This window comes from Pseudomonas sp. HMSC057H01, from assembly GCF_001836405.1.
Classification (GTDB): Bacteria; Pseudomonadota; Gammaproteobacteria; order Pseudomonadales; family Pseudomonadaceae; genus Pseudomonas; species Pseudomonas aeruginosa.
The window spans coordinates 105,727-129,559 of the sequence record NZ_KV828498.1 but is presented as its reverse complement, the minus strand read 5'-3'; the positions used below and the strand labels follow the sequence as shown (position 1 = coordinate 129,559).

Genomic DNA, 23,833 nt, shown 5'->3' with positions numbered 1-23,833 from the left:
GGGAAAATAAACCGATCGTGCGCCTATCGGCTGTGCCCGGCGCGCACTCTGGAATATCCTTGTCGCCTTCGATACCACTGAGCGGTGCGCGCGCTTGCCGAAGCGAGGCGGTGGCACACTGCGCAATGGCCGACCTTGCCCGGGCCCTGTACGAAAGCGCGCCGCCAACGTCTTTTCGTAGAGCGCCCGGCATCGCCGCGAGCGAACCCGTTTCCGGTGCCGGCCCCAGGCGGGCACCGCTATGCCTAATCGGCCCCGTTCGACGGCGGCCCAGCGAGAGAAGAGGAACAACTGTGCATAAAGCCGTCATCAGCGGAACCGGTCTTTATACTCCGCCCTACAGCATCTCCAACGACGAGCTGGTGGAGAGCTTCAATACCTTCGTGCGCCAGTACAACGACCAGCACGCCGAGGCCATCGCCAAGGGCGAACTGGAGGCGCTGGCCGAGTCCAGCTCGGCGTTCATCGAGAAGGCGTCCGGCATCAAGAGCCGCTTCGTGATGAACAAGGAAGGCATCCTCGACCCGCAGCGCATGGTTCCGTACCTTCCCGAGCGCAGCAACGACGAGTGGTCGATCCTCTGCGAGATGGCCGTGGCCGCCGCCAGGGAGGCGCTGCAGCGTGCCGGCCGCAGCGCCGCCGACATCGACGGGGTGATCGTCGCCTGCTCCAACCTGCAGCGCGCCTACCCGGCGATCGCGGTGGAGGTGCAGGCCGCGCTGGGCATCCAGGGCTACGGCTACGACATGAACGTGGCCTGCTCCTCGGCCACCTTCGGTATCCAGGCCGCCACCACCGCGATCCAGACCGGCCAGGCGCGGGCGATCCTGATGGTCAACCCGGAGATCTGCACCGGCCACCTGAACTTCCGCGACCGCGACAGCCACTTCATCTTCGGCGACGCCTGCACCGCGGTGATCGTCGAGCGCGCCGACCTGGCCGTGTCGAAGCACCAGTTCGACATCGTCAGCACCAGGCTGCTGACCCAGTTCTCCAACAACATCCGCAACAACTTCGGCTTCCTCAACCGCGCCGACGAGAGCGGTATTGGCAAGCGCGACAAGCTGTTCGTCCAGGAAGGCCGCAAGGTGTTCAAGGATGTCTGCCCGATGGTCGCCGAGCTGATCGGCGAGCACCTGGCGGCCAATGAAATCCAGGTCGCCGAGGTCAAGCGCTTCTGGCTGCACCAGGCCAACCTGAACATGAACCTGCTGATCACCCGCAAGCTGCTCGGCCGCGACGCCGAGGCGCACGAGGCGCCGGTGATCCTCGACAGCTACGCGAATACCAGTTCCGCCGGCTCGGTGATCGCCCTGCACAAGCACCAGGATGACCTGCCCAGCGGCGCCATCGGGGTGCTCAGCTCGTTCGGCGCCGGTTACTCGATCGGTAGCGTGATCCTGCGTAAACACTGATCGTGGCGGCGCCTACCGACGCCGAGCTGCTGCCGCGCCTGCTGGCCGGCGAGCAGCGAGCCTTTCGCGAGCTGGTTGGCGCCTACCAGGGCGCCATGCGGGCCGTGGCCTGGGCGATCATCGGCAGATCGCATACCGAGGAAGTGGTGCAGGACGCCTGGCTTGCGGCGGTTCGCGGGCTGGACGGGTTCCAGGGGCGTTCGAGCCTGAAGACCTGGCTGCTGACCATCACCGCCAATACCGCCAAGAGCCGCTTGCGCCAGGTTCGCCGGGAAGTTTTCCTCGACGACCTGCCGGGGCCCCATGGTACGGTGGATGACCAGCGCTTTGCCGCCGACGGTCACTGGAGCCAGCCGCCGCACGCCTGGCACGAGGATTCGCCGGAAGCCCTGCTCACCGAGGGCGAACTGCGCGATTGCCTGGACAAGACCCTCAACGGTCTGTCCGAACTGCAGCGCAGCGTGCTGACCCTGCGCGAACGCCAGGGCTTGGAGCTGGAGGAAATCCGTGATCTCCTGGATATCACGCTTTCCAATGTCCGGGTGCTGCTGCATCGCGCCCGCCTGAAGGTCTTCGCCACCCTGGAGCATTTCGAGGAGACCGGCCAATGCTGAGTTGCAAGGAACTGGTCGCCCGGTCCAGCGACTTTCTCGATGGGCAACTGGACTTCCGCGGACAACTGGCGGTGCGCAGCCACCTGCTCATGTGCGGGCATTGCCGGCGCTTCATCCGCCAGATGCGCCTGACCCAGGCGACCGTGCGCCATCTGCCGGAAGGGCAGGGGCCGGAACTCGACCGCCTGGCCGCGCATCTCTCCGAGTTGCGCAAGGACGCCGCGCGGCGCTGAGCCGGGGTACCCTCGACACCAAGCCGCCGCCCGCGATTCGTGGGCGGCGGCTTTTTCGTTTCCGCTATCCGGCGTGGGCGAACCGAACCCGGCCTGGCGTGGGCGGCTCTCTCTTCCGCGTGACGAGGTCGAGGAGTGTGGCTGGGCTTGGCGGATATCGCTGCGCGATATGCGCCCTACGGAGGGGCGGCAATCCGTTTCGCTGGGCGGGCATCCGAAGTCGAGGAGAACGCCTGGGACCTGGCGGATATCGCCGCCCGATATTTCTCCAGCAGGGGCAAACCCTGACGCCAGGCGAAGGGACGGGAAATTTTTTTCGACTCCGCTGTAACGCCGCCGGGGGTGCTCCGTCCATTGGAGCGAGGACGCCATACCGGCGCCCGCTACCAACTTCAGGAGTTACCCATGAAAAAGATTTCCCTCGCTTCCTCCGTCGTCGGCGCTGCTCTGCTCGGCGTAGCCAGTGTCGGCGCGCATGCCGCGCAGAATCCCTTCGCCGTGCAGGAGCTGAGCAGCGGCTACAGCGTGGCTGCCGCCGAGAAGGCCAAGGAAGGTTCCTGCGGCGAGGCCAAGTGCGGTGCCGACAAGGGCAAGCGCGAAGCCTCCAAGGCCGGCCATGAAGGCAGCTGCGGTGCGGATCGCAAGGCCAAGGAAGGTTCCTGCGGTGGCGAGAAGAAGGCCGGCGAAGGCAACTGCGGCGCCGACAAGAAGAAGTCGTAAGGCCTGAGGAGACGGACCATGCAACGGGAATTCGTCAGCGGCGCCGGGCTAGGCCTGCGTCGCGCGCTGCTGGAGCCGCTCGGCGCCGGCGATGAGGTCCGGGTCGACTTCCTCGAGGTCGCCCCGGAGAACTGGATCGGCATCGGCGGCCGTCTCGGCCGCCAGTTCCGCGAGCTGACCGAGCGCCTGCCGTTCCTCTGCCATGGTCTGTCTCTCAACCTCGGCGGCTACGCTCCGCTGGACATGTCGTTGCTGCGCGCGATCAAGGGTTTCATCGAGCAGCATGGCATCCGTGCCTACAGCGAGCACCTGTCTGCCTGCGCCGACGACGGCCAGCTCTACGACCTGATGCCGCTGCCGTTCAGCGACGAGTCGGTGCGCCGGGTCGCCGAACGGGTCCGGGTGGTACAGGACGTCCTCGAGCGGCCGTTGATCGTCGAGAACGTCTCGGCGTATGCGCGCTTGCCGGGCGAGCTGGAAGAGGTCGATTTCGTCCGCGCGGTACTGGAGGAAGCCGATTGCCAATTGCTGCTGGACGTCAACAACGTCTACGTCAACGCCTGCAACTTCGGTTTCGACGCACACGCCTACATCGCCGCGATGCCCAGCCGGAGGATCGCCTACCTGCACATGGCCGGGCACGACGAACAGGGCGCCAGCCTGAAGATTGACACCCATGGCGCGCCGGTCTGCGATCCGGTCTGGGAACTGCTGGCACATGCCTATGCCTGCCATGGCGAACGCCCGACGCTGCTGGAGCGCGATTTCAACCTCCCGCCACTGAGCGAGCTGTATGCCGAAACCGATCGCATCCGCGAGCTGCAGCGGCGCAGCGGTGAAGCGCAACTGCGCAGCCTGGGGTACGGCACATGAACCACACGACCTTGCAACGGCGTTTCGCCGCACGTATCCGCGATCCGCAGCAGGCCTTGCCGCCCGGCATCGCGACGGAGCGCATGGCGATCTACGAGGAACTGTTCTTCAACAACCTGGACGGTTTCATCAGCAGCGGTTTCCCGGTCCTGCGCCGGTTGTTCGACGAGCCGCGCTGGCATCGCCTGGTGCGTGCCTTCATGCGCGAGCATCGCTGCCGCACACCGTACTTCAGCCAATTGGGCGAGGAGTTCATCGGCTGGCTGCAGGACGGCTACCGCGCGGAGGAGGGCGATCCGCCCTTTCTGCTGGAGCTGGCTCACTACGAGTGGGTCGAGCTGGCCCTGTCGCTGGCCGAGGCGCCTGTCGAGACGCTGCCGCAGGCCTGGTCGTGGTCGCCACTGGCCTGGCCGCTGGCCTATCGCTGGCCGGTCCATCGCCTGGGGCCGAGCCATCGGCCGGTGGAGCCGCCGGCCGAGCCGACCTGCCTGCTGGTCTGGCGCGATCCGGCGGAGCGGGTGCGCTTCCTGCACCTGTCGCCATTCGCCTATCGCCTCGCGCAGCGCCTGAGCGAGGAGGGGGAGGCGTCGGTGACGCTGCTGCCGTTGTTGCGCGAGTTGGCCGGAAGCTGCGGCCTGAGCGCCGACGCGGAGTATTTCGAAAATGCCTTCGCCTTGCTGGAGGACTGGCACGCCCAGGGCATCCTCATGGGCGAGGGCGCTCTGGAGTGATGATGAAGACTGTCTTCTTGCGTTTACAGCATGCCCTCGACGTCACCCGTCGAGCGGATTTCCTCGCCCCGCTGGCGCTGCGCCTGTACCTGGCGCCGGTGTTCTGGATGGCCGGCAGCCAGAAGCTGGCGGACATGCCGGCCACCATCGAGTGGTTCGGCAATCCCGACTGGGGACTCGGTCTGCCGTTTCCCGAACTGCTGGCCTGGCTCGCCGCGCTGAGCGAGGCCGGTGGCGCCGTGCTGCTGTTGTGCGGCCTGGCCGTGCGCTGGATCAGCCTGCCGCTGATGGTGACCATGCTGGTAGCGATCTTCGCCGTGCACTGGCCGAACGGCTGGCAGGCGATCGCCGATCCGTCCGCGCCGTTCGCCAACACCCAGGTGCTGGAGGCCGGCGAGAAGCTGGCGCGGGCCCGGGAAATCCTGCGCGAATACGGCAACTACGACTGGCTGACGTCGAGTGGAAGCTTCGCCATCCTCAACAACGGCATCGAGTTCGCCGCGACCTACCTGGTGATGTTGCTCGCGCTGTTCTTCGGCGGCGCCGGCAAGTGGCTTTCTGCTGACTTCTGGATTGCGCGAAAATTGCGCTGAGCTTTCTACCCATATCGAATAACCCGAAAGGCCCGTAGTAGAGGGCTTTTCGCGTTATTCGCATTGGAGATAAAAAGTTCCTCTGTAATGAAACATTTATCTCCATGCAATTTGGCTGCAATCTGCCATCGCCAAGATTCCCCCCAACACAAAGGGGCCGCCTTACGGCCAGCGCGGAACAAGGGGCGCGCTGTAGCCAGGCACTCGCGTGTTGCCAATGCACACACCATTAAGGGGAAATCTTCGATGATCCGTAAGCACTCGCTCGGCTTCGTTGCCAGCGCTCTGGCTCTGGCCGTATCTGCCCAGGCGTTCGCCGGCACCGTGACCACCGACGGCGCCGATATCGTGATCAAGACCAAGGGCGGCCTCGAAGTCGCCACCACCGACAAGGAATTCAGCTTCAAGCTGGGCGGTCGCCTGCAGGCCGACTACAGCCGTTTCGACGGTTTCTATACCAAGAATGGCAACACCGCCGACGCCGCCTACTTCCGCCGCGCCTTCATCGAACTCGGCGGCACCGCGTACAAGGACTGGAAATACCAGATCAACTTCGACCTGTCGCACAACACCGGCAGCTCCGACAACGGCTATTTCGACGAAGCTTCGGTCACTTACACCGGCTTCAACCCGGTCAACCTGAAGTTCGGTCGCTTCGACCCCGACTTCGGCCTGGAAAAGGCCACCAGCTCCAAGTGGGTGACCGCTCCCGAGCGTAACGCCGCCTACGAACTGGCCGACTGGATCAACACCCACCAGGACGGCATGGGCGCCCAGGTCAACTCGACCCTCGCCGACATGGCCTACCTGTCCGCCGGCGTATCCGCCAAGGACGCCGACGACAGCGACGGCGACAGCGTCAAGCAGTTCAACTTCCGCGGCGTGTTCGCGCCGATGCACGAAGCCGGCAATGTTCTGCATGTCGGCGTGAACTATGCCTACCGCGACCTCGACGACACCGCCTTCGACTCGCGCATCCGTCCGCGCCTGGGCATGCGCGGCATCGCCACCAGCGGCGGCAACGACGCCGGTGACAACGGCAACCGCGCGACCTTCGGCGGTGTCTCCAACTCGCCGGCCGGTTCCTACAAGGACGACAGCGTCTGGGGCCTGGAAGGCGCCTGGGCGATGGGCCCGTTCTCGGCCCAGGCCGAATACCTGGCACGCAAGCTGAAGGCCGATGACAACGCCTACAAGGACATCAAGGCCAAGGGTTACTACGCGCAACTGGCCTACACCCTGACCGGCGAGTCCCGCCAGTACAAGCTGGAGGGCGCCAAGTTCGACTCCGTCAAGCCGGAAAACAAGGAAATCGGCGCCTGGGAAGTGTTCTACCGCTACGACAACATCAAGGTGGAAGACGACAACGTCGTCGCCGATACCGCCACTCGCGAAGTCGGCGACACCAAGGCCAAGGCCCACAACCTGGGCGTGAACTGGTACGTCAACGATGCGGTGAAGATCAGCGCGGCCTACGTCAAGGCGAAGACCGACAAGATTACCAACAACAATGGCGACGATGACGGCGACGGCTTCGTGACCCGTTTGCAGTACGTGTTCTAAGAAGCGACAACGATCTGCTCCTGTTTTCGGCCTCGCTCCGGCGAGGTCTTTTTAATCGCTTCCTTACCCGGTTGTGGCGATGTTGGCAGCCTGCAACCGGGTCTTTCTTTCGTTACAGGTCCACCCGCAGGTGCTGGCAGGAATATCCGAAAGCCAGACGGTTATCGGCAGAAACTCTTGAGTTTCATTGCAGCCATGCAATCTTCGCAAGGTTGCCGCAATATATGAAACAAGCTGTTACATCTGTCGCCCGGACCTGATGCCTCTAGGCCTGCGCCCTTATCCGACGGCCTCATCCAGGCGCTATCCGGCTGCCTGTCACAAAAGCTTTCGCGCTTTGCAGTCTCGCTGTCACAACCCATCCAGATGATCCCCCTCCAGCAGCGCCGGCCGGCGACAGAACCGGCCGTTTCCGCGCTGCTCAAGACCATTCGAAATCCGAACAGGGGACTTACCTGATGATTCGCAGACACTCGTGCAAAGGGGTGGGGAGCAGTGTTGCCTGGAGTTTGCTGGGCCTGGCGATTTCCGCGCAGAGCCTGGCCGGGACCGTGACCACCGACGGTGCCGACATCGTGATCAAGACCAAGGGCGGCCTCGAAGTCGCCACCACCGACAAGGAATTCAGCTTCAAGCTCGGCGGCCGCCTACAGGCCGACTACGGCCGCTTCGACGGCTACTACACGAACAACGGCAATACCGCCGATGCCGCCTACTTCCGCCGCGCCTACCTGGAGTTCGGCGGCACCGTCTACCGTGACTGGAAGTACCAGATCAACTACGACCTGTCGCGCAACGTCGGCAACGACAGCGCCGGCTACTTCGACGAAGCCTCGGTCACCTATACCGGCTTCAATCCGGTCAACCTGAAGTTCGGCCGCTTCTACACCGACTTCGGCCTGGAAAAGGCCACCAGCTCCAAATGGGTCACCGCGCTGGAGCGCAACCTCACCTACGACATCGCCGACTGGGTCAACGACAACGTCGGTACCGGTATCCAGGCCAGCTCGGTGGTGGGCGGCATGGCCTTCCTCTCGGGCAGCGTGTTCAGCGAGAACAACAACGATACCGACGGCGACAGCGTCAAGCGCTACAACCTGCGCGGCGTGTTCGCGCCGCTGCACGAGCCGGGCAACGTGGTGCACCTGGGCCTGCAATACGCCTATCGCGACCTGGAGGACAGCGCGGTGGATACCCGGATCCGCCCGCGCATGGGCATGCGCGGCGTCTCCACCAATGGCGGCAACGATGCCGGCAGCAATGGCAACCGTGGCCTGTTCGGCGGCAGTTCGGCAGTCGAGGGGCTGTGGAAGGACGACTCGGTCTGGGGCCTGGAAGGCGCCTGGGCGCTGGGTGCCTTCTCGGCCCAGGCCGAGTACCTGCGGCGCACGGTCAAGGCCGAGCGCGACCGCGAGGATCTCAAGGCCTCCGGCTATTACGCGCAACTGGCCTACACCCTCACCGGCGAGCCGCGCCTCTACAAGCTGGACGGCGCCAAGTTCGACACCATCAAGCCGGAGAACAAGGAAATCGGCGCCTGGGAGCTGTTCTACCGCTACGACTCGATCAAGGTCGAGGATGACAACATCGTCGTCGACAGCGCCACCCGCGAGGTCGGCGACGCCAAGGGCAAGACCCATACCCTGGGCGTCAACTGGTACGCCAACGAGGCGGTGAAGGTTTCCGCCAACTACGTCAAGGCGAAGACCGACAAGATCAGCAATGCCAACGGCGACGATAGCGGCGATGGCCTGGTGATGCGCCTGCAGTACGTGTTCTGAGGCGCTCGGGCCCCGTCCGGCGGGTGGGGCCCGTTTCCGCAGGATGTTACCCGCGTCATGAAATTGCCTGGTGGATGTCCGGGCGGGCCGCCCAGCTTGACCCAGGGCACAGATCGCATGGCGGCATCTGGCTATGCTGGTCCCTCGGAAACGCTCTGGGAGGGACTGATGATCGGCTGGGGACGTGCCTGTATTGGCGTCGGGGGGCTGCTATTGCTGGGCCAGTTGCTGGGGGGCGCCCTGCTGCTCGCGGACGACGGCGAAGCGACGCTGGCGGTCGAACACTTCTGGCAATTCGTCTTCCTGATCCCGGCGATCCTGGTGGCACTGGGAATGTTCGTCCTGCAGCATCACGTGGGTTCCTTCGCCCAGTTGTACCGCCGGCGTCTCGATGGCGCCTCCTACCTGCTGGTTTCCTGCGGCATCGCCCTGGTCCTGGGCAAGCTCTGCGTCCTGCTGCTCGCCTGAGCCCCTCGCGCGGCCCGGCATGTCCGGGTTTGCCCGAGGCATTCAGCTTCCTGATTTAGCCGGAGGCCGCTGAAACCCTTGGTTACACTGGCCTTCATCACACGAACAGGAAGGCAGGACCCCTATGCAAAACCGCATGATGATCACCGGTGCCGGCTCCGGGCTGGGGCGCGAAATCGCCCTGCGCTGGGCGCGTGACGGCTGGCGCCTGGCGCTGGCCGACGTCAACGAAGCCGGCCTGGCGGAAAGCCTGAAACTGGTGCGCGAGGCGGGTGGCGATGGCTTCACCCAGCGTTGCGACGTACGCGACTACAGTCAACTGACCGCGCTGGCGCAGAGCTGCGAGGAGAAGTTCGGCGGCATCGACGTCATCGTCAACAACGCCGGGGTCGCCTCCGGCGGTTTCTTCGGCGAGCTGTCCCTGGAGGACTGGGACTGGCAGATCGCGATCAACCTGATGGGCGTGGTCAAGGGCTGCAAGGCCTTCCTGCCGCTGCTGGAGCGAAGCAAGGGCAAGATCGTCAACATCGCCTCGATGGCGGCGTTGATGCAGGGCCCGGCGATGAGCAACTACAACGTGGCCAAGGCCGGGGTGGTGGCGCTTTCGGAAAGCCTGCTGGTAGAGCTGGCGCTGGTCGAGGTCGGCGTCCATGTGGTCTGTCCTTCGTTCTTCCAGACCAACCTGCTGGACTCTTTCCGCGGCCCGAGCCCCGAGATGAAGCACCAGGTCGGCAAGTTGCTGGAGAGTTCGCCGATCAGCGCTGCCGACATCGCCGACTACATCCACGCCGAAGTGGCCAAGGGCAGTTTCCTGATCCTGCCCCACGAGCAGGCGCGGATGGCCTGGAGGATCAAGCAGCAGAATCCCCAGGCGATCTATGACGAGATGACCGCGATGGCCGGCAAGATGCAGGCCAAGCGTCAGCGCCAGGCCTGAGTGGAAATGGCTGCAGGCCAGCACGGGCGCGGCTTTGCACCATTGCGGTGCGGCGCAGATAGTGCTTGCCCAAGGCGGTGCGATCGAGTAGCTTGAGTCACCGGCCTGCCTGCCGAAGTACGTTGGACCCCACAAGAAGCCTCGCTCATTTGCGAGGCTTTTTGCTTTTCCGGCCTCGCGCCCTGTGCTAGAAGGCTGCCTCTGCGAGTCCGTTCTGTTCTGGAGTACCCCTGTGGAGTCTGAATCCATCGTCTATGGCTGCATCCGCGACTGGCCGGGCGATTCGATGGAGCGGCGCATGCGTCGTGCCGCCAACCGCCGCGTGCTGGACAGCCTGCCGGGCGGCGAGGCCTGGCCGTTCCTCGGACGCGAGATGTTCAGCCGCTGCGAGCAGTCCGGGGCCGGGCTCTACCAGACCCAGATCATCCACTTCGGTGCCAGCTACCAGGCCATCGAGTACGAGTGGAGCCTGTGGGTCGAGCAGTTCGAGGCGTTGCTCAGGCGCCTCTACTGGGCCAGCGCGGTGGTCCACCTGGAGACCGAAGTGAACGGCAGCCATACCTTTCGCTGGGAGTCCGAGCGTGGCTTCCATACCCCCCAGGAGAGCGACCTGCAGGTCCGCTGCGCCTGGGAGCGGGAGGGCGGGCGGCGGTGATCAACTACCTCTGGTTCGTCCTCGCGGCGTTCTGCGAGATCGCCGGCTGCTACGCCTTCTATCTCTGGCTGCGGCTGGGCAAGAGCGCCCTGTGGGTGCTGCCCGGCCTGCTCAGCCTGACCCTGTTCGCCTTGCTGCTGACCCGCGTGGAGGCCAGCTACGCCGGCCGCGCCTATGCCGCCTATGGCGGCATCTACGTCGCCGCGTCGCTGTTCTGGCTGGCTTTCGTCGAGCGCTCGCGGCCGCTATGGAGCGACTGGCTGGGCGTGGCCTTGTGCGTGGTCGGTGCCAGCGTCGTGCTGTTCGGCCCGCGCCTGTCGCAGTGACTCAGGCGGGGTGGGCGGCGCGCCCGTCACGGGCGTCGGACCCCGCCGTCCCGGGCCGCCGCACCCCGAACCGGCGGATCACTGCGAAGTGTTGCGCTGTACGTCACCTTTTTCCTGATCCAGTTCCTTGAGCATCTGCGCGTAGGCATCGCAATCGCTCGGCCGGTTCTGTTCCGAGCGGGCTTCCTGGCGCTGGCGCAACTGCTCGTTGAGTTCCCTGGCCCGTTGCGGGTTCTTCTGGGTGATCGAGGCGACCTTGGTGGCGACTTCCTTGCCCATCTTTTCCGCCTCCGCTTCGGAACAGGCGAAGACCGGCGTGGCGACCAGCAGGGCGCAGGCGCTGGCGAGGGCGAAAAGCGGTTTCATGGCGTACTCCTGTGGGGTGGTCCTGAGCGGTGGAGCCCGGTCGAGCCGACAAAGTTCAGCCGCAACGCCGGACGGCGACCGATTCGAACCCTCGCGGCGGGTTGCGGGTCGCACGCATAGAGAGGGTGCGAAGGACCCTCGTCGCTTATGCCGCAGGAGGTATGCCATGACTCACGATTGGGATCTGGTCGAACGGTTGCTGCTGGAGGTCCGGCAGTCCGCCCACGAGAACTTCGCCCCGCGCGCCCATGCCGAACGCCTGGCCGAGGAACGCTCCCAGGCCGGGCAGCGGGTCGGCGACATGGATGCGTTGAAGCAGAAGGCCGCCGACTACGAGGCGATCCTGCTGGAGGGCGGCTTCATCGAGCCGCGTCCGGAAGAGCAGGGCGGCAATGGCGAGAACTTCGTCCTCACGCCGCGCGGCGAGCGCCTGCTCGGCCTGATCGGCGGCGAGACGCCGAAGGCCGCCGAGGCTCGCCGGCTGCTCGAGGAGAACGGCAGCGAAGCGCTGCACGCCGAGCGCTTCGACCGTTTCGTCGCCGGGCTCTGAAACTGCGCCCGACGGGCGATCGGCGGGGCTTGTGAGTCGCCCGCGGCGCCACCATAGTGCGGAGCATGATGCCTATTTCATCCTCTTCCGCCCGCCGCGCCGAGCCGGCTCCGCGGCCCCTGGCGGAGTTCCATCCCGCCGTCCGCCAGTGGTTCGAACGCCACTTCGCCGCGCCCACGCCGGCCCAGGTCGAGGCCTGGCCGGCGATCCGCGAGGGGCTTTCGACCCTGGTCGCCGCGCCCACCGGTTCGGGCAAGACCCTGACCGCCTTCCTCGCCGCCATCGATGCCCTGGTGGTAGAGGGGCTGGCCGCCGGCGGCGAGCTGGCGGATGCCACCCAGGTAGTCTATGTCTCGCCGCTGAAAGCGCTGTCCAACGACATCCGCATCAACCTGGAGCAACCGCTGGCCGGCATCCGCGAGGAACTGGCGCGTCTCGGCCTGCCCGACGTCGATATCCGTAGCGCGGTGCGCACCGGCGATACGCCGCAGGTCGAACGCGGAGCGATGCGCAAGCGCCCGCCGCACATCCTGGTCACCACGCCCGAATCGCTGTACATCCTGCTCGGCTCGGAGTCGGGCCGGCAGATGCTCGCCGGGGTGCGCAGCGTGATCGTCGACGAGATCCATGCCCTGGCCGGCAGCAAGCGCGGCAGCCACCTGGCGCTGTCGCTGGAGCGCCTGCAGGCGCTGTGTCCGCGACCGCTGCTGCGGATCGGGCTGTCCGCCACGCAGAAACCGATCGAGAAGGTCGCGCGCTTCCTCGTCGGCGCCAGCGGCAATCCGCGCGATCCGGCCTGCCGGATCGTCGACATCGGCTATACGCGCCCCCGCGACCTGGGCATCGAGGTACCGCCGGTGGCGCTGGAAGCGGTGATGTCCAACGACACCTGGGAGCTGGTCTACGACCGCCTGGCGCACCTGGCCGGCGAGCACCGCACCACCCTGGTGTTCGTCAACACCCGGCGCATGGCCGAGCGGGTCACCCGCTTCCTCGCCGAACGCCTCGGCAGCCGCCAGGTGGCGGCCCACCACGGCAGCCTGGCCAAGGAGCTGCGCCTGGATGCCGAGCAGCGCCTCAAGGCCGGGCAATTGAAGGTACTGGTGGCGACCGCCTCGCTGGAGCTGGGCATCGATATCGGCGACGTCGAGCTGGTCTGCCAGTTGTCGTCGCCGCGCTCCATCGCCGCCTTCCTGCAACGGGTCGGGCGTTCCGGGCACAGCGTCGGCGGCACCCCCAAGGGCCGGTTGTTCCCGACCTCCCGCGACGACCTGGTGGAATGCGCGGCGCTGCTCGACAGCGTGCGCCGTGGCGAGCTGGACAGCCTGGTGCTGCCACGCCAGCCGCTGGACGTGCTGGCGCAGCAGATCGTCGCCGAAGTGGCCTGCCAGGAGTGGCGCGAGGACGACCTCTATCGCCTGGTGATCCGCGCCGAGCCCTACGCCGGGCTGGAGCGCGAGCGCTTCGACGAAGTCCTGCGGATGCTCGCCGAGGGCTACCACTCACGCCTCGGCGTGCGCGGCGCCTATCTCCATCGCGATGCGCTCAACGGCCTGCTCCGTGGCCGCCGTGGCGCGCGGCTGACCGCGCTGACCTCGGGCGGGACCATTCCCGATACCGGCGACTACAGCGTGCTGCTGGAGCCGCAGGGCCTGCTGGTGGGAACGGTCAACGAGGACTTCGCGGTGGAGAGCCTGGCCGGCGACGTGTTCCAACTGGGCAACACCTCGTACCGGATCATCCGCATCGAGCCGGGACGGGTGCGGGTCGAGGACGCCCAGGGCCAGCCGCCGAACATTCCGTTCTGGCTGGGTGAGGCGCCGGGGCGCAGCGACGAGCTGTCGGCCAGCGTGGCGCGCCTGCGCGACACCCTCGACGAGCTGCTCGGCGAAGGTCAGGCATTGCCGGAAGGGCAGCGGCTGGAGCCAGCCATCGCTTGGCTCGGCGCCACCCTCGGGCTGGACGATGGCGCCGCGCGGCAGATCGTCGAGTACCTGGCCCGCGCCCGTCAGGCCCTGGGTGGCCTGCCCGGGAGCCGGCGGCTGGTGATGGAACGCTTCTTCGACGAATCCGGCGGCATGCAACTGATCATCCACAGTCCCCACGGCAGCCGCCTCAACCGCGCCTGGGGCCTGGCGCTGCGCAAGCGTTTCTGCCGCAGCTTCAACTTCGAGCTGCAGGCGGCGGCCACCGAGGACGCGATCATCCTCTCGCTGTCCACCAGCCACAGCTTTCCCCTCGACGAGGTCTGGCGCTACCTGCATTCGGCGAGCGCCGAGCACCTGTTGGTACAGGCCGTGCTCGACGCGCCGCTATTCGGCGTGCGCTGGCGCTGGAACCTGACCACCTCGCTCGGTTTGCCGCGCTATGCCGGCGGTCGCAAGGTGCCGCCGCAACTGCTGCGGATGAAGAGCGAGGATCTGCTGGCCAGCGTGTTCCCCGACCAGGTGGCGTGCCTGGAGAATATCGTCGGCGAGCGCGAGGTGCCCGATCACCCGCTGGTGGCGCAGACCCTCGACGACTGCCTGCACGAGGCGATGGATTGCGAGGGCTGGCTGGCCCTGCTGCGCGACATGGAGAGCGGCGCGGTGGACTTGCTGGCGCGCGACCTGCCGGCGCCTTCGGCGTTGGCGGCGGAGATACTCACCGCGCGTCCCTACGCCTATCTCGACGATGCGCCGCTGGAGGAGCGGCGTACCCAGGCGGTACAGAATCGCCGCTGGAGCGATCCCGAGTCCGCCGACGACCTCGGCGCCCTGGACCTTGAGGCGATCGAGGCGGTGCGTGGCGAGGCCTGGCCGGAAGCGCGCAACGCCGACGAGATGCATGAGGCGCTGAACAGCCTGGGCTTCCTCACCTCGGGCGAGGCCGAGGCCAATCCGGGCTGGGGGGAATGGCTTGCGCAACTGTCGGAGCAACGCCGCGCCGGACGCCTGGACTGCGCAGGCAGCACTCTCTGGCTGGCGGCGGAGCGCCTGCCGGCGATGCGCCTGGTGCATCCCGCGGCGAAGGTGCCCGACGCTTTCCAGGCGCCTCGCGGCTATCCGCCGCCGGACTCGGCGGAAGCGGCGACCGTGGAGCTGACCCGCGCCCGCCTGGGTGGCTTCGGGCCACGCACGGCCGGGCAGTTGGCGGCCGACCTGGGCATCGGCCTGGCCGACCAGCAGTACGCGTTGGCCGCCCTGGAGCGCGAAGGCTATGTGCTGCGTGGCCGCTTCAGTCCTGGCGCGACGGAAGAGGAGTGGTGCGAACGCCATCTGCTGGCGCGCATCCATCGCTATACGGTGAAGCGCCTGCGCCGGGAAATCGAGCCGGTGCAGCGCGCCGATTTCATGCGCTTCCTGTTCGACTGGCAGCGCCTGGCGCCGGGCACCCGTGGCCGGGGTGCGGAGTCCCTGGCTACGGTGGTCGAGCAGCTGGAAGGCTTCCAGGCCGCGGCGGCCGCCTGGGAAAGCGAACTGCTGGCAGCGCGGGTGGCCGACTACGCCAGCCATTGGCTGGACCAGCTGTGTCGTTCCGGACGCATCGTCTGGGCGCGCCTGGCCGGACGCAGCAAGGCCGCCGGCGGTCCGCTGCGCAGCGCGCCGATCGTGCTCCTGCCGCGCCGCGAACTGGGGCTCTGGAGCGTCCTGCAGCGCGACGCGCCGGAGCCGGAACTGTCGCCGCGCGCGGCCAGGGTACTGGAGGTGCTGCGCGAGCAGGGTGCATCGTTCTTCGACGAACTGAGCCAGGACGCCCACCTGCTGCGCAGCGAGCTGGAGAACGCCCTCGGCGAGCTGGTCTCGGTCGGCCGGGTCAACGCCGACAGCTTCGCCGGGCTGCGCACCCTGCTGATGCCGGCGGACAAGCGCAGCCGCCAGGAGCGCCGCTCGCGCGGCCTGCCGGGCGGCATGCAGGACGCCGGGCGCTGGGCGCCGCTGCGCCGGGCGAAGGTGGAAGAGACGGGGCAGCGTTTGCCGGCGGAGGTCCTCGAACATGTCGCCCGGACCCTGCTGCGGCGCTATGGGGTGGTCGCCTGGCGCCTGCTGGAGCGCGAAGCCGACTGGCTGCCGCCGTGGCGCGAGCTGCTGCGCGTCTACCATCGCCTGGAAGCGCGCGGCGAGATTCGCGGCGGGCGCTTCATCGCCGGCCTGGCCGGCGAGCAGTTCGCCTTGGCGGAAGCGGTCGGCCTGTTGCGCGAGGTGCGCAAGCGGCCGCCGGATGGGGCGATGCTGGTGGTGTCGGCAGTCGATCCGTTGAACCTGGTCGGCGGCCTGCTACCCGGCGAACGGGTGCCGGCGGTGACCGGCAACCGCCTGCTTTATCGAGACGGAGCGCCGCTGGCGGCGCTGGTAGCCGGCAAGGTGCGGATGCTCGCGGAAGTCGACGGCGAGACCGCGCAGCAGATCCGTGCGCTGCTGATCCGCCGTCACTGAGGCCCGCTCAGCGCAGGCTCAGATGGCGGCTGAGCAGGGCCCGCAACGCGGCCGGCTTGACCGGCTTGGACAGGTAGTCGAGGCCGGCAGCGTGGATCTCCGCCACCAGTTCCGGCCGCGCGTCGGCGCTGATCACCACGCCCGGCACCGGCTCGCCCAGGCGCGTGCGCAGCCAGGCCATCAATTGCGTACCGGTCTCGCCGTCGTCCAGGTGATAGTCGATCAACGCCAGTTGCGGGCGCATCTCGCTGTCCAGCAGCGTGGCGCATTCCTCGCGGCTGCGCGCGGTCCAGACCTGGCAGCCCCAGCGGCTGAGCAGGCTGTTCATGCCGGCGAGGATGCTGTCTTCGTTGTCCACGCAGAGCACCTGGGCGCCGTTCAGCGCTTGCGCCGGTTCGGCCTTGTGGCCGTTGGCCAGGGCCGGCGGCGCCTGCCGCGCCAGCGGTACGCGGACGCTGAAGACGCTGCCCTTGCCCGGCCAGGAACGTACCTCCAGCGGATGGCCGAGGACCTTGCAGAGCCGGTCGGCGATCGCCAGGCCGAGACCGAGGCCTTTCTCCGCGCGGGTCTGGTGGCTGTCCAGGCGCTTGAACTCTTCGAAGATGACTTTCTGCTTGTCCGGGGGGATGCCCGGCCCCTGATCCCAGACTTCCAGGCGCAGGTAGCCGTCCTCGCGGCGCACGCCGAGCAGCACGTGGCCCTTGGCGTAGCGGAAAGCGTTGGTCAGGAAGTTCTGTAGGATGCGCCGCAGCAGCTTGATGTCGCTGTCCACCCGCAGCTGGCTGCCGCGCAGGCGGAAATGCAGGCCCTGTTCCTGGGCCAGCGCCTTGAACTCGACGCCGAGGGCATCGTAGAGGTTGTTCAGCGGGAACGGGTTGCGTTCGGCGCTGACCCGGCCGCTTTCCAGGCGCGAGATGTCCAGCAGGTCGGTGATCAGGTCCTCGGCGGAACGCAGCGACGAGTCGAGGTGCTGCACCAGGTCGCGGACCTCACCGGGCAGCGCGTCCTGGTGGGCGAGGGCGGCGGAGAACAGCCGCGCGGCGTTCAGCGGCTGCATCAGGTCGTGGCTGACGGCGGCGAGGAAGCGGGTCTTCGACTGGTTGGCGGCCTCGGCGTTGCTCTTCGCCTCGCTGAGTTCCTGGTTCAACTGCGAGAGTTCCTGGGTACGCTCCTGGACCCGCTGTTCCAGCGACTCGTTGGCGCCCTTGAGGCCCTGTTCGGCCTCGCGGTAGGCGGTGATATCGGTGAAGCTCATGACGAAGCCGCCGCCGGGCATCGGGTTGCCGATCAGCTCGATGACCCGGCCGTTGGGGAACAGCCGCTCGGAGGTGTGCGGAGTGCCCTGGCGCATCCAGTACAGGCGCTTGGCCACGTGCATGTCCGGATCGCCGGGCCCGCACAGGCCGCGATCGGCGTTGTAGCGGATGATGTCGGCGATCGGTCGGCCGACGTAGATCAGTCCGTCCGGGTACTCGAACAGTTCCAGGTAGCGGTGGTTCCAGGCCACCAGGCGCAGCGACTGGTCGACCACGCTGATGCCCTGGGTGATGTTCTCGATCGCGCCCTGCAGCAGGGCGCGGTTGAATTGCAGCACCTCGGAGGCTTCGTCGGCGATCCGCACCACGTCCTCCACCTGCATCTCGCGCCCTTCGATGGCGGCCTTCACCACCGCCCGCGCCGAGGACGCGCCGAGGACCCCGGCGAGCAGGCGCTCGGTGTGCGCGATCCACTCGTTGTTGGCGGTCTGGTTCGGGGTGAAGCCCTTGCCCTGGCGGTAGGCGAAGCGGATGAAGCTTTGCCGCGCGCGTTCCTCTCCGACGAAACGCGCGGCGAGCATCAGCAGGTCTTCCACCTGCACCGCGAGCATGAAGCGCGAGTTCTGCCGCTGGGAGATCTCCTGGCCGATGAAGCGGCTGGCCTGCCAGTGCTCGGACACGCGGGTGCGCGAGAGCACCGAGACCAGGCCGAACAGGGCGAAGTTGCCGACCAGCGAGATCAGCACGCCCTGGGTCAGCGGCTCGATCGGCAGGCCGAAGGGATTGCTTGCCAGCCAGGTCAGGCCGGGGATGCGCTCCAGCGGCCAGCCAAGGCCCTTGGCCACCACCGGCAGGACCAGCGTATAGGCCCACAGCAGCGAGCCGGCGGCGAGGCCGGCGAAGACCCCGCGGCGGTTGGCCTGTTTCCAGTACAGCGCGCCGATCATCGCCGGGCCGAGCTGGGCGATGGCGGCGAAGGCGATCTGGCCGATGGTCGCCAGGCTGGCGCTGGAGCCGAGCAGGCGGTAGGCCACGTAGGCGAGCAGCAGGATCACCGCGATGCTCACCCGGCGCACGGTCAGCAGCCAGTGACGGAAGGCCTCGAAGGGCCGTTCGGTGTCCTTTTCCCGGCGTCGCAGCAGCCACGGCAGGAGCATGTCGTTGGAGACCATGGTCGACAGCGCGACGCTGGCGACGATGACCATTCCGGTGGCGGCCGAGGCGCCGCCGATGAATGCCAGCAGGGCCAGCGCCGGGTGTGCCTCGGCCAGCGGCAGGCTGATGACGAAGGAGTCCGGCATTACCCCGGCGGGCAGGTGCAACTGGCCGGCGAGGGCGATCGGCACCACGAACAACGCGGCCAGCACCAGGTAGATGGGGAACACCCAGCGCGCCAGGTTGAGGTCGCGCGGCTCGATGTTCTCCACCACGGTGACGTGGAATTGCCGCGGCAGGCACATGATCGCGGTCATCGCCACGCCGGTCTGCAGCAGCATCGCCGGCCAGTGCACGGTCTCTTCCCAGTAGTCGGCCAACTGCGGCGCGGCGCGGGCCTGGGAGAAGAGATCGGCGAAGCCGTCGTAGAGGCCGAAGGTGACGAAGATGCCCACGGCGAGGAAGGCGGTGAGCTTGACCAGCGACTCGAAGGCGATGGCCAGGACCATGCCGCGGTGGTGTTCGGTGACATCCAGGCTGCGGGTACCGAAGACGATGGTGAACAGCGCCAGCACCAGCGACACGATCAGCGCCGTGTCCTGGGCGCGGGTACCGGTGGAGTCGGCGCCGGAGCCGATCAGCAGGTTCACCCCGAGGACGATGCCTTTCAGTTGCAGGGCGATGTAGGGCAGCACGCCGACCATGCAGATCAGCGCCACCACCACCGCCAGCGCCTGCGACTTGCCGTAGCGGGCGGCGATGAAGTCGGCGATGGAGGTGATGTTCTCCTGCTTGCTGATCATGATCATCTTCTGCAGCACCCAGGGCGCGAACAGCATCAGCAGCACCGGTCCGAGGTAGATCGGCAGGAACGACCAGAGCTGGTCGGTGGCCTGGCCGACCGCGCCGAAGAAGGTCCAGCTGGTGCAGTACACTGCCAGGGAGAGGCTGTAGACCCAGGCGCGCAGGCGGGGTGAGAGCGGGGTGCGGCGACGGTCGCCATAGAAGGCGATGGCGAACAGGATGGCCATGTAGACCAGGGCGACCACGGCGATCAGCCCGATGGACAGCGACATGCGAACTCCGATGATGTCCCCGCGTGAAGCTGGCGTGAGGCGGGGGTCTTGCTTTCGCGCCAGTTTCGCACTTGTCGGCCCGCGCGTCAGGCCGCCTGCGACCAAGGTCGCACGCATGCTTGAGCCGGACGCGCGGAGTTGGTAGCGTGCCGGGCTGCGTGAGCGCGGACGGCCCCGGCGGCCGGCTGTCCGTTCATCGTAGCCGGTTTCGGCTGCGGCACTAAACGCGGCCGCTACGCTCTGATGGGAGCGGAGTTTTGCGTCGATGTCGAGGAGGGCGCCCATGTTCAAGCCGCTACCGATCACCCTGCAGCGCGGAGCCTTGCGTCTCGAGCCGCTGGTGGAAGCGGACATTCCCGAGCTGGTGAGCCTTGCCGAAGCCAACCGCGAGGCGCTGCAGTACATGGACGGACCGACGCGGCCGGACTGGTACCGCCAGAGCCTCGCCGAGCAGCGCGAGGGCAGGGCGTTGCCGCTCGCCGTCCGCCTCGGCGTGCAACTGGTCGGGACCACGCGCTTCGCCGAATTCCTTCCCGCCTTGCCGGCCTGCGAGATCGGCTGGACCTGGCTCGACCAGGCCCAGCACGGCAGCGGCCTGAACCGCATGATCAAGTACCTGATGCTCAAGCATGCCTTCGACAACCTGCGCATGGTCCGCGTGCAGCTCAGCACGGCGGCGAGCAACCTGCGCGCCCAGGGCGCCATCGACAAGCTCGGCGCGCAGCGCGAGGGCGTGCTGCGCAACCACCGGCGGCTGGCCGGCGGGCGGCTAGACGACACCTTCGTCTACAGCATCACCGACCACGAATGGCCGCAGGTCAAGGCGGCGCTGGAAGCCAGCTTCACCGGCTGAAGCCGGTTCCGTCGCTCCTGCGGTATGCTGGGCGGCCCGTCCGGACGGGCGAACGAGGAGACGGCAGTGCCGGACGAGACGAGCGGAGAACACACGCATTTCTGGCGCGCCGCCGAACTGGGCGGCGTCGAACTTCTGCACGCGCGCTATGTGGAGCAGCGCTTCGCGCCGCACGTGCACAGCAGCTTCGCCCTGGTCATCATCGAGCAGGGCGCGCAGCGCTTCCGCCATCGTGGCGGCGAGCACCTGGCCCCGCTGGGCAGCATGGTGCTGATCAACCCCGACGAAGTGCACACCGGCTCCAAGGCCCATGATGCCGGTTGGCTCTATCGCGGCTACTACCCGGAAATGGAGCAGATCGACGGGATTCTCGACGAGCTGGAAATCCATCATGGCGGCGTGCCGCGTTTCGCCGACAGCGTGATCCACGACCAGCCCCTGGCACGCGCCTTCGTCCACTTGCACCGCCTGCTGGCCGAGCATGCCGGCAGCCTGGAAACCCAGACCCGCTGGCGCGAGACGATGCTCGCCCTGTTCCGTCGCCACGCCCGCCTGCCAGAAGCGCCGAAGGCCGGGCAGGAGCCGTTGGCGGTGGCCCGCGCCCGCGAACTGCTGGCGGCGCGGTTGCTCGATCCGCCTTCGCTGGAGGAACTGGCGGCGGCGGTCAATCTGTCCCCGTTCCATTTTGCCCGGGTCTTCCGTCGCGCCACCGGCATGCCGCCCCACGCCTGGCTCAGGCAGCGCCGCCTGGAGCAGGCCAGGGCACTGCTCAAGAGCGGCCGGGCGCCGCTGGAGGTGGCCCTGGAGCTGGGCTTCGCCGACCAGAGCCACCTCGGTCGCCAGTTCAAGCAGGCCTACGGGGTGGCACCGGGTGAATACCGCTCGGCCTGCGCGCGCTCGTCCTTGACGACATACGAATAAGTCAAGCTCACATTTGCAAATCATTTGTATTTACGTTCTTTACGATTTGCCGTAATTTTGCGCCCCACTTTTTCCTGCGTCCCTGGGGGAGCCTCGATGTCGTCCGTGAGTTCGTTGTCGCGCCTGGCCGTCGCCATCGCGCTGGGTGTGTCCATGCAGGCGGCGCAGGCCGAAGAGGAAGCCAAGGAGCTGGGCACGGTCACCGTGGTCGGCGACTGGCTGGGCGAAGCCGACCAGGCGGTGGTGCAGAACCATCCCGGCGCGCGCAGCGTGGTGCGTCGTCGGGAAATGCTCGAGAGCGGTGCGCAGAACGTCCGCGACGTGCTGCGCAAGGTGCCCGGCGTGCAAGTGCAGGACAACAACGGTACCGGCGGCAGCGACATCTCCCTGAACGTCGGGGTGCGTGGCCTGACTTCACGCCTGTCGCCGCGCTCGACGGTGATGATCGACGGCGTGCCGGCGGCGGTGGCGCCCTACGGCCAGCCGCAGCTGTCGATGATGCCGTTGTCCATCGGCAACCTGGAGAGCATCGACGTCGTGCGCGGCGCCGGCTCGGTGCGCTACGGCCCGCAGAACGTCGGCGGGGTGATCAACTTCGTGACCCGGGCGATTCCGGAGAAGTTCTCCGGCGAAATCGGCACCACCATCGAGCATGCCGGCCACGGCGGCTGGAAGAAGCTCAACCAGGCGTTCCTCGGCGGGACCGCCGACAACGGCCTGGGCGTGGCGCTGCTGTATTCCGGGGTGAAGGGCGCCGACTACCGCGACGGCAACAACGACAACGATATTGATGACGTGCTGCTCAAGACCCATTGGCAGCTCACCGACAGCGACCAGTTGGCGGCCAACTTCCACTACTACGACGCCTACGCCGATATGCCGGGCGGCCTGACCCAGGCGCAGTACGACGACGATCCCTTCCAGTCGGTGCGCGACTGGGACAACTTCCGTGGTCGGCGCAAGGACTTCTCGCTGAAGTACACCCGCCAGGTCGACGACCTCACCCAGTTCGAGGTGCTCACCTACTACAGCGACAGTTTCCGCGGCAGCAGCATCGCCGCGCGCAACCTCAGGACCATCACCTCGTACCCGCGCGACTACCATGTGTTCGCGGTGGAGCCGCGGGTCTCGCGGATCTTCTTCGCCGGCCCGACCACCCAGGAGATCGGCATCGGCTACCGCTACCTGAAGGAAGCGATGAACGAGCGTGCCAGCCAACTGGCACTGGTCGACAATGTGCCGACCGTGCGTCCCGGCTCGGACGGCCATACCTACCAGGACCGTACCGGCGGTACCGAGGCCAGCGCCTTCTACATCGACGACAAGATCGATGTCGGCAACTGGACCATCACCCCCGGCATCCGCTTCGAGAAGATCGACAGCGACTGGCGCGACCGCCCGGTGCTCGGCCTGAACGGCAAGCCGGTGCAGGAGAAGAAGCGCAGCAAGGACTACAACGAACCGCTGCCGGCGCTGAGCCTGATGTATCACTTGAGCGACGAGTGGAAGCTGTTCGCCAACTACTCCGAATCGTTCGGCAGCCTGCAGTATTTCCAGCTCGGCCAGGGCGGCAGCGGCAACGATACCGCCGCCGGCCTGGAGCCGGAGAAGGCCAAGACCTACGAACTGGGCACGCGCTACGACAACGGCAGCTGGGGCGGCGAGATCACGCTGTTCTACATCGACTTCGACGACGAGCTGCAGTACGTCAGCAACGACGTCGGCTGGACCAACCTCGGCGCCACCAAGCACCAGGGCATCGAGACTTCCGGCCACTATGACTTCGCCGCTCTCGATCCGCGCCTGGACGGCCTGTCGGTCTACGGCAGCCTCACCTATACCCGCGCCACCTACGAAGGCGACATTCCCTCCTTCAAGGGGCGCGACCTGCCGCTCTACTCGCGCCAGGTGGCCACCGCCGGGGTGCGCTACGAGGTCGACCGCTGGACCTACAACCTCGACGCCTTCGCCCAGTCCATGCAGCGCGCGCCAGGGCTGAGCACCGACAGCCAGGGCAACTTCACCCACAACTACATCACCGAGCCCAGCGCCGACGGCCAGTACGGCGACATTCCCGGCTACGTGACCTGGAATGCCCGCGTCGGCTACGACTTCGGCCCGCAGGCGTCGAACCTGAAGCTCGGCCTCGGGGTGAAGAACCTGTTCGACAAGCAGTATTTCACCCGCTCCAGCGACAACAATTCGGGAATCTACGTGGGTCAGCCGCGAACGCTGTTCATGCAGGCCAGCGTCGGTTTCTGAATATTCGGATGCGACTTGGCGCATCGTCCGACGACAGGCGTCCTGCGGCAACGCGGACGCCTGTTCTATG

At 67.0% G+C, this 23,833-nt stretch carries 20 protein-coding genes; 18 read left to right on the top strand and 2 right to left on the bottom strand.

Translation table 11 applies throughout. The features are described 5' to 3' along the window. The first annotated feature begins 293 nt into the window (after positions 1-293). The 13 genes from HMPREF2581_RS20365 to HMPREF2581_RS20305 all read left to right on the top strand — a co-directional run bounded on the left by HMPREF2581_RS20365 (position 294) and on the right by HMPREF2581_RS20305 (position 10,909). Positions 294-1,415 carry a beta-ketoacyl-ACP synthase III gene (locus HMPREF2581_RS20365; protein WP_003104436.1) on the top strand — a complete coding sequence of 374 codons (1,122 nt, stop codon included), beginning with the start codon at positions 294-296 and terminating at the stop codon, positions 1,413-1,415. A 2-nt stretch (positions 1,416-1,417) separates the two neighbouring features. Beyond that, complete coding sequence (locus HMPREF2581_RS20360; protein WP_003091628.1) at positions 1,418-2,029, top strand: RNA polymerase sigma factor; 612 nt, start codon at positions 1,418-1,420, stop codon at positions 2,027-2,029. Continuing rightward, positions 2,023-2,262: an anti-sigma factor family protein gene (locus tag HMPREF2581_RS20355; protein ID WP_011666591.1), complete on the top strand. Its 240-nt coding sequence runs from the start codon at positions 2,023-2,025 to the stop codon at positions 2,260-2,262. Before HMPREF2581_RS20360 ends, HMPREF2581_RS20355 begins: the two co-directional genes overlap by 7 nt. 405 nt (positions 2,263-2,667) lie before the next feature. Next, positions 2,668-2,982 carry an HvfA family oxazolone/thioamide-modified RiPP metallophore gene (locus tag HMPREF2581_RS20350; protein WP_003091625.1) on the top strand — a complete coding sequence of 105 codons (315 nt, stop codon included), beginning with the start codon at positions 2,668-2,670 and terminating at the stop codon, positions 2,980-2,982. Positions 2,983-3,000: 18 nt separating this feature from the next. After that, on the top strand, positions 3,001-3,855 hold the full coding sequence (locus tag HMPREF2581_RS20345; RefSeq protein ID WP_003091624.1) for an HvfB family MNIO-type RiPP peptide maturase: 855 nt from the start codon (positions 3,001-3,003) through the stop codon (positions 3,853-3,855). After that, entirely contained in the window at positions 3,852-4,586 is a 735-nt protein-coding gene (locus tag HMPREF2581_RS20340; protein ID WP_003138335.1) for an HvfC family RiPP maturation protein, read from the top strand. Before HMPREF2581_RS20345 ends, HMPREF2581_RS20340 begins: the two co-directional genes overlap by 4 nt. A gap of 2 nt (positions 4,587-4,588) precedes the next feature. Further along, the gene (locus HMPREF2581_RS20335; RefSeq protein WP_003091622.1) at positions 4,589-5,179 is read left to right on the top strand and encodes an HvfX family Cu-binding RiPP maturation protein; all 591 of its coding nucleotides are present in this window, start codon (positions 4,589-4,591) and stop codon (positions 5,177-5,179) included. A 246-nt stretch (positions 5,180-5,425) separates the two neighbouring features. Further along, on the top strand, positions 5,426-6,742 hold the full coding sequence (gene oprO, locus HMPREF2581_RS20330) for an outer membrane porin OprO (protein WP_003104423.1): 1,317 nt from the start codon (positions 5,426-5,428) through the stop codon (positions 6,740-6,742). Positions 6,743-7,200: 458 nt separating this feature from the next. Further along, positions 7,201-8,523 carry an outer membrane porin OprP gene (gene oprP, locus HMPREF2581_RS20325; RefSeq protein WP_003122437.1) on the top strand — a complete coding sequence of 441 codons (1,323 nt, stop codon included), beginning with the start codon at positions 7,201-7,203 and terminating at the stop codon, positions 8,521-8,523. A gap of 168 nt (positions 8,524-8,691) precedes the next feature. After that, positions 8,692-8,991 (top strand): hypothetical protein, encoded by a 300-nt coding sequence (locus HMPREF2581_RS20320; RefSeq protein WP_003091621.1) that lies wholly within the window; start codon positions 8,692-8,694, stop codon positions 8,989-8,991. A 124-nt stretch (positions 8,992-9,115) separates the two neighbouring features. After that, positions 9,116-9,928 (top strand): SDR family oxidoreductase, encoded by an 813-nt coding sequence (locus HMPREF2581_RS20315; RefSeq protein WP_003091619.1) that lies wholly within the window; start codon positions 9,116-9,118, stop codon positions 9,926-9,928. Positions 9,929-10,160: 232 nt separating this feature from the next. Continuing rightward, complete coding sequence (locus tag HMPREF2581_RS20310; protein ID WP_003091617.1) at positions 10,161-10,583, top strand: hypothetical protein; 423 nt, start codon at positions 10,161-10,163, stop codon at positions 10,581-10,583. After that, complete coding sequence (locus HMPREF2581_RS20305; RefSeq protein WP_003091616.1) at positions 10,580-10,909, top strand: YnfA family protein; 330 nt, start codon at positions 10,580-10,582, stop codon at positions 10,907-10,909. Before HMPREF2581_RS20310 ends, HMPREF2581_RS20305 begins: the two co-directional genes overlap by 4 nt. A 78-nt stretch (positions 10,910-10,987) precedes the next feature. Here HMPREF2581_RS20305 and HMPREF2581_RS20300 read toward each other — a convergent pair whose 3' ends face one another. Further along, positions 10,988-11,275: a hypothetical protein gene (locus HMPREF2581_RS20300; protein WP_003091615.1), complete on the bottom strand. Its 288-nt coding sequence runs from the start codon at positions 11,273-11,275 to the stop codon at positions 10,988-10,990. A 166-nt stretch (positions 11,276-11,441) separates the two neighbouring features. Here HMPREF2581_RS20300 and HMPREF2581_RS20295 point away from each other — a divergent pair, with 166 nt between their 5' ends. Both HMPREF2581_RS20295 and HMPREF2581_RS20290 read left to right on the top strand, forming a co-directional pair. Beyond that, positions 11,442-11,825, top strand: a complete 384-nt coding sequence (locus tag HMPREF2581_RS20295) for a hypothetical protein (protein WP_003091614.1) — start codon at positions 11,442-11,444, stop codon at positions 11,823-11,825. Positions 11,826-11,893: 68 nt separating this feature from the next. Next, positions 11,894-16,240, top strand: a complete 4,347-nt coding sequence (locus tag HMPREF2581_RS20290) for a DEAD/DEAH box helicase (protein WP_003138342.1) — start codon at positions 11,894-11,896, stop codon at positions 16,238-16,240. 7 nt (positions 16,241-16,247) lie between these two features. Here HMPREF2581_RS20290 and HMPREF2581_RS20285 read toward each other — a convergent pair whose 3' ends face one another. Continuing rightward, positions 16,248-19,727, bottom strand: coding sequence for a PAS domain-containing hybrid sensor histidine kinase/response regulator (locus tag HMPREF2581_RS20285; RefSeq protein WP_003117605.1), 3,480 nt, complete (start codon positions 19,725-19,727; stop codon positions 16,248-16,250). 265 nt (positions 19,728-19,992) lie between these two features. Here HMPREF2581_RS20285 and HMPREF2581_RS20280 point away from each other — a divergent pair, with 265 nt between their 5' ends. The 3 genes from HMPREF2581_RS20280 to HMPREF2581_RS20270 all read left to right on the top strand — a co-directional run bounded on the left by HMPREF2581_RS20280 (position 19,993) and on the right by HMPREF2581_RS20270 (position 23,763). Further along, positions 19,993-20,580 (top strand): GNAT family N-acetyltransferase, encoded by a 588-nt coding sequence (locus HMPREF2581_RS20280; protein WP_003119682.1) that lies wholly within the window; start codon positions 19,993-19,995, stop codon positions 20,578-20,580. A gap of 66 nt (positions 20,581-20,646) precedes the next feature. Then, positions 20,647-21,501 (top strand): AraC family transcriptional regulator, encoded by an 855-nt coding sequence (locus HMPREF2581_RS20275; protein WP_003091607.1) that lies wholly within the window; start codon positions 20,647-20,649, stop codon positions 21,499-21,501. A 96-nt stretch (positions 21,502-21,597) separates the two neighbouring features. Next, entirely contained in the window at positions 21,598-23,763 is a 2,166-nt protein-coding gene (locus HMPREF2581_RS20270; RefSeq protein ID WP_003091606.1) for a TonB-dependent receptor family protein, read from the top strand. The last annotated feature ends 70 nt before the right edge of the window (positions 23,764-23,833 follow it).

What these genes read in the sequence shown, in the direction of transcription:
- HMPREF2581_RS20355 (WP_011666591.1), top strand. Translation starts at nt 2,023, where the DNA reads ATGCTGAGTTGCAAGGAACTGGTCGCCCGGTCCAGCGACTTTCTCGAT.
- HMPREF2581_RS20350 (WP_003091625.1), top strand. Translation starts at nt 2,668, where the DNA reads ATGAAAAAGATTTCCCTCGCTTCCTCCGTCGTCGGCGCTGCTCTGCTC.
- HMPREF2581_RS20345 (WP_003091624.1), top strand. Translation starts at nt 3,001, where the DNA reads ATGCAACGGGAATTCGTCAGCGGCGCCGGGCTAGGCCTGCGTCGCGCG.
- HMPREF2581_RS20340 (WP_003138335.1), top strand. Translation starts at nt 3,852, where the DNA reads ATGAACCACACGACCTTGCAACGGCGTTTCGCCGCACGTATCCGCGAT.
- HMPREF2581_RS20335 (WP_003091622.1), top strand. Translation starts at nt 4,589, where the DNA reads ATGAAGACTGTCTTCTTGCGTTTACAGCATGCCCTCGACGTCACCCGT.
- oprO (WP_003104423.1), top strand. Translation starts at nt 5,426, where the DNA reads ATGATCCGTAAGCACTCGCTCGGCTTCGTTGCCAGCGCTCTGGCTCTG.
- oprP (WP_003122437.1), top strand. Translation starts at nt 7,201, where the DNA reads ATGATTCGCAGACACTCGTGCAAAGGGGTGGGGAGCAGTGTTGCCTGG.
- HMPREF2581_RS20320 (WP_003091621.1), top strand. Translation starts at nt 8,692, where the DNA reads ATGATCGGCTGGGGACGTGCCTGTATTGGCGTCGGGGGGCTGCTATTG.
- HMPREF2581_RS20315 (WP_003091619.1), top strand. Translation starts at nt 9,116, where the DNA reads ATGCAAAACCGCATGATGATCACCGGTGCCGGCTCCGGGCTGGGGCGC.
- HMPREF2581_RS20300 (WP_003091615.1), bottom strand. Translation starts at nt 11,275, where the DNA reads ATGAAACCGCTTTTCGCCCTCGCCAGCGCCTGCGCCCTGCTGGTCGCC.
- HMPREF2581_RS20295 (WP_003091614.1), top strand. Translation starts at nt 11,442, where the DNA reads ATGACTCACGATTGGGATCTGGTCGAACGGTTGCTGCTGGAGGTCCGG.
- HMPREF2581_RS20290 (WP_003138342.1), top strand. Translation starts at nt 11,894, where the DNA reads ATGCCTATTTCATCCTCTTCCGCCCGCCGCGCCGAGCCGGCTCCGCGG.
- HMPREF2581_RS20285 (WP_003117605.1), bottom strand. Translation starts at nt 19,727, where the DNA reads ATGTCGCTGTCCATCGGGCTGATCGCCGTGGTCGCCCTGGTCTACATG.
- HMPREF2581_RS20280 (WP_003119682.1), top strand. Translation starts at nt 19,993, where the DNA reads ATGTCGAGGAGGGCGCCCATGTTCAAGCCGCTACCGATCACCCTGCAG.
- HMPREF2581_RS20270 (WP_003091606.1), top strand. Translation starts at nt 21,598, where the DNA reads ATGTCGTCCGTGAGTTCGTTGTCGCGCCTGGCCGTCGCCATCGCGCTG.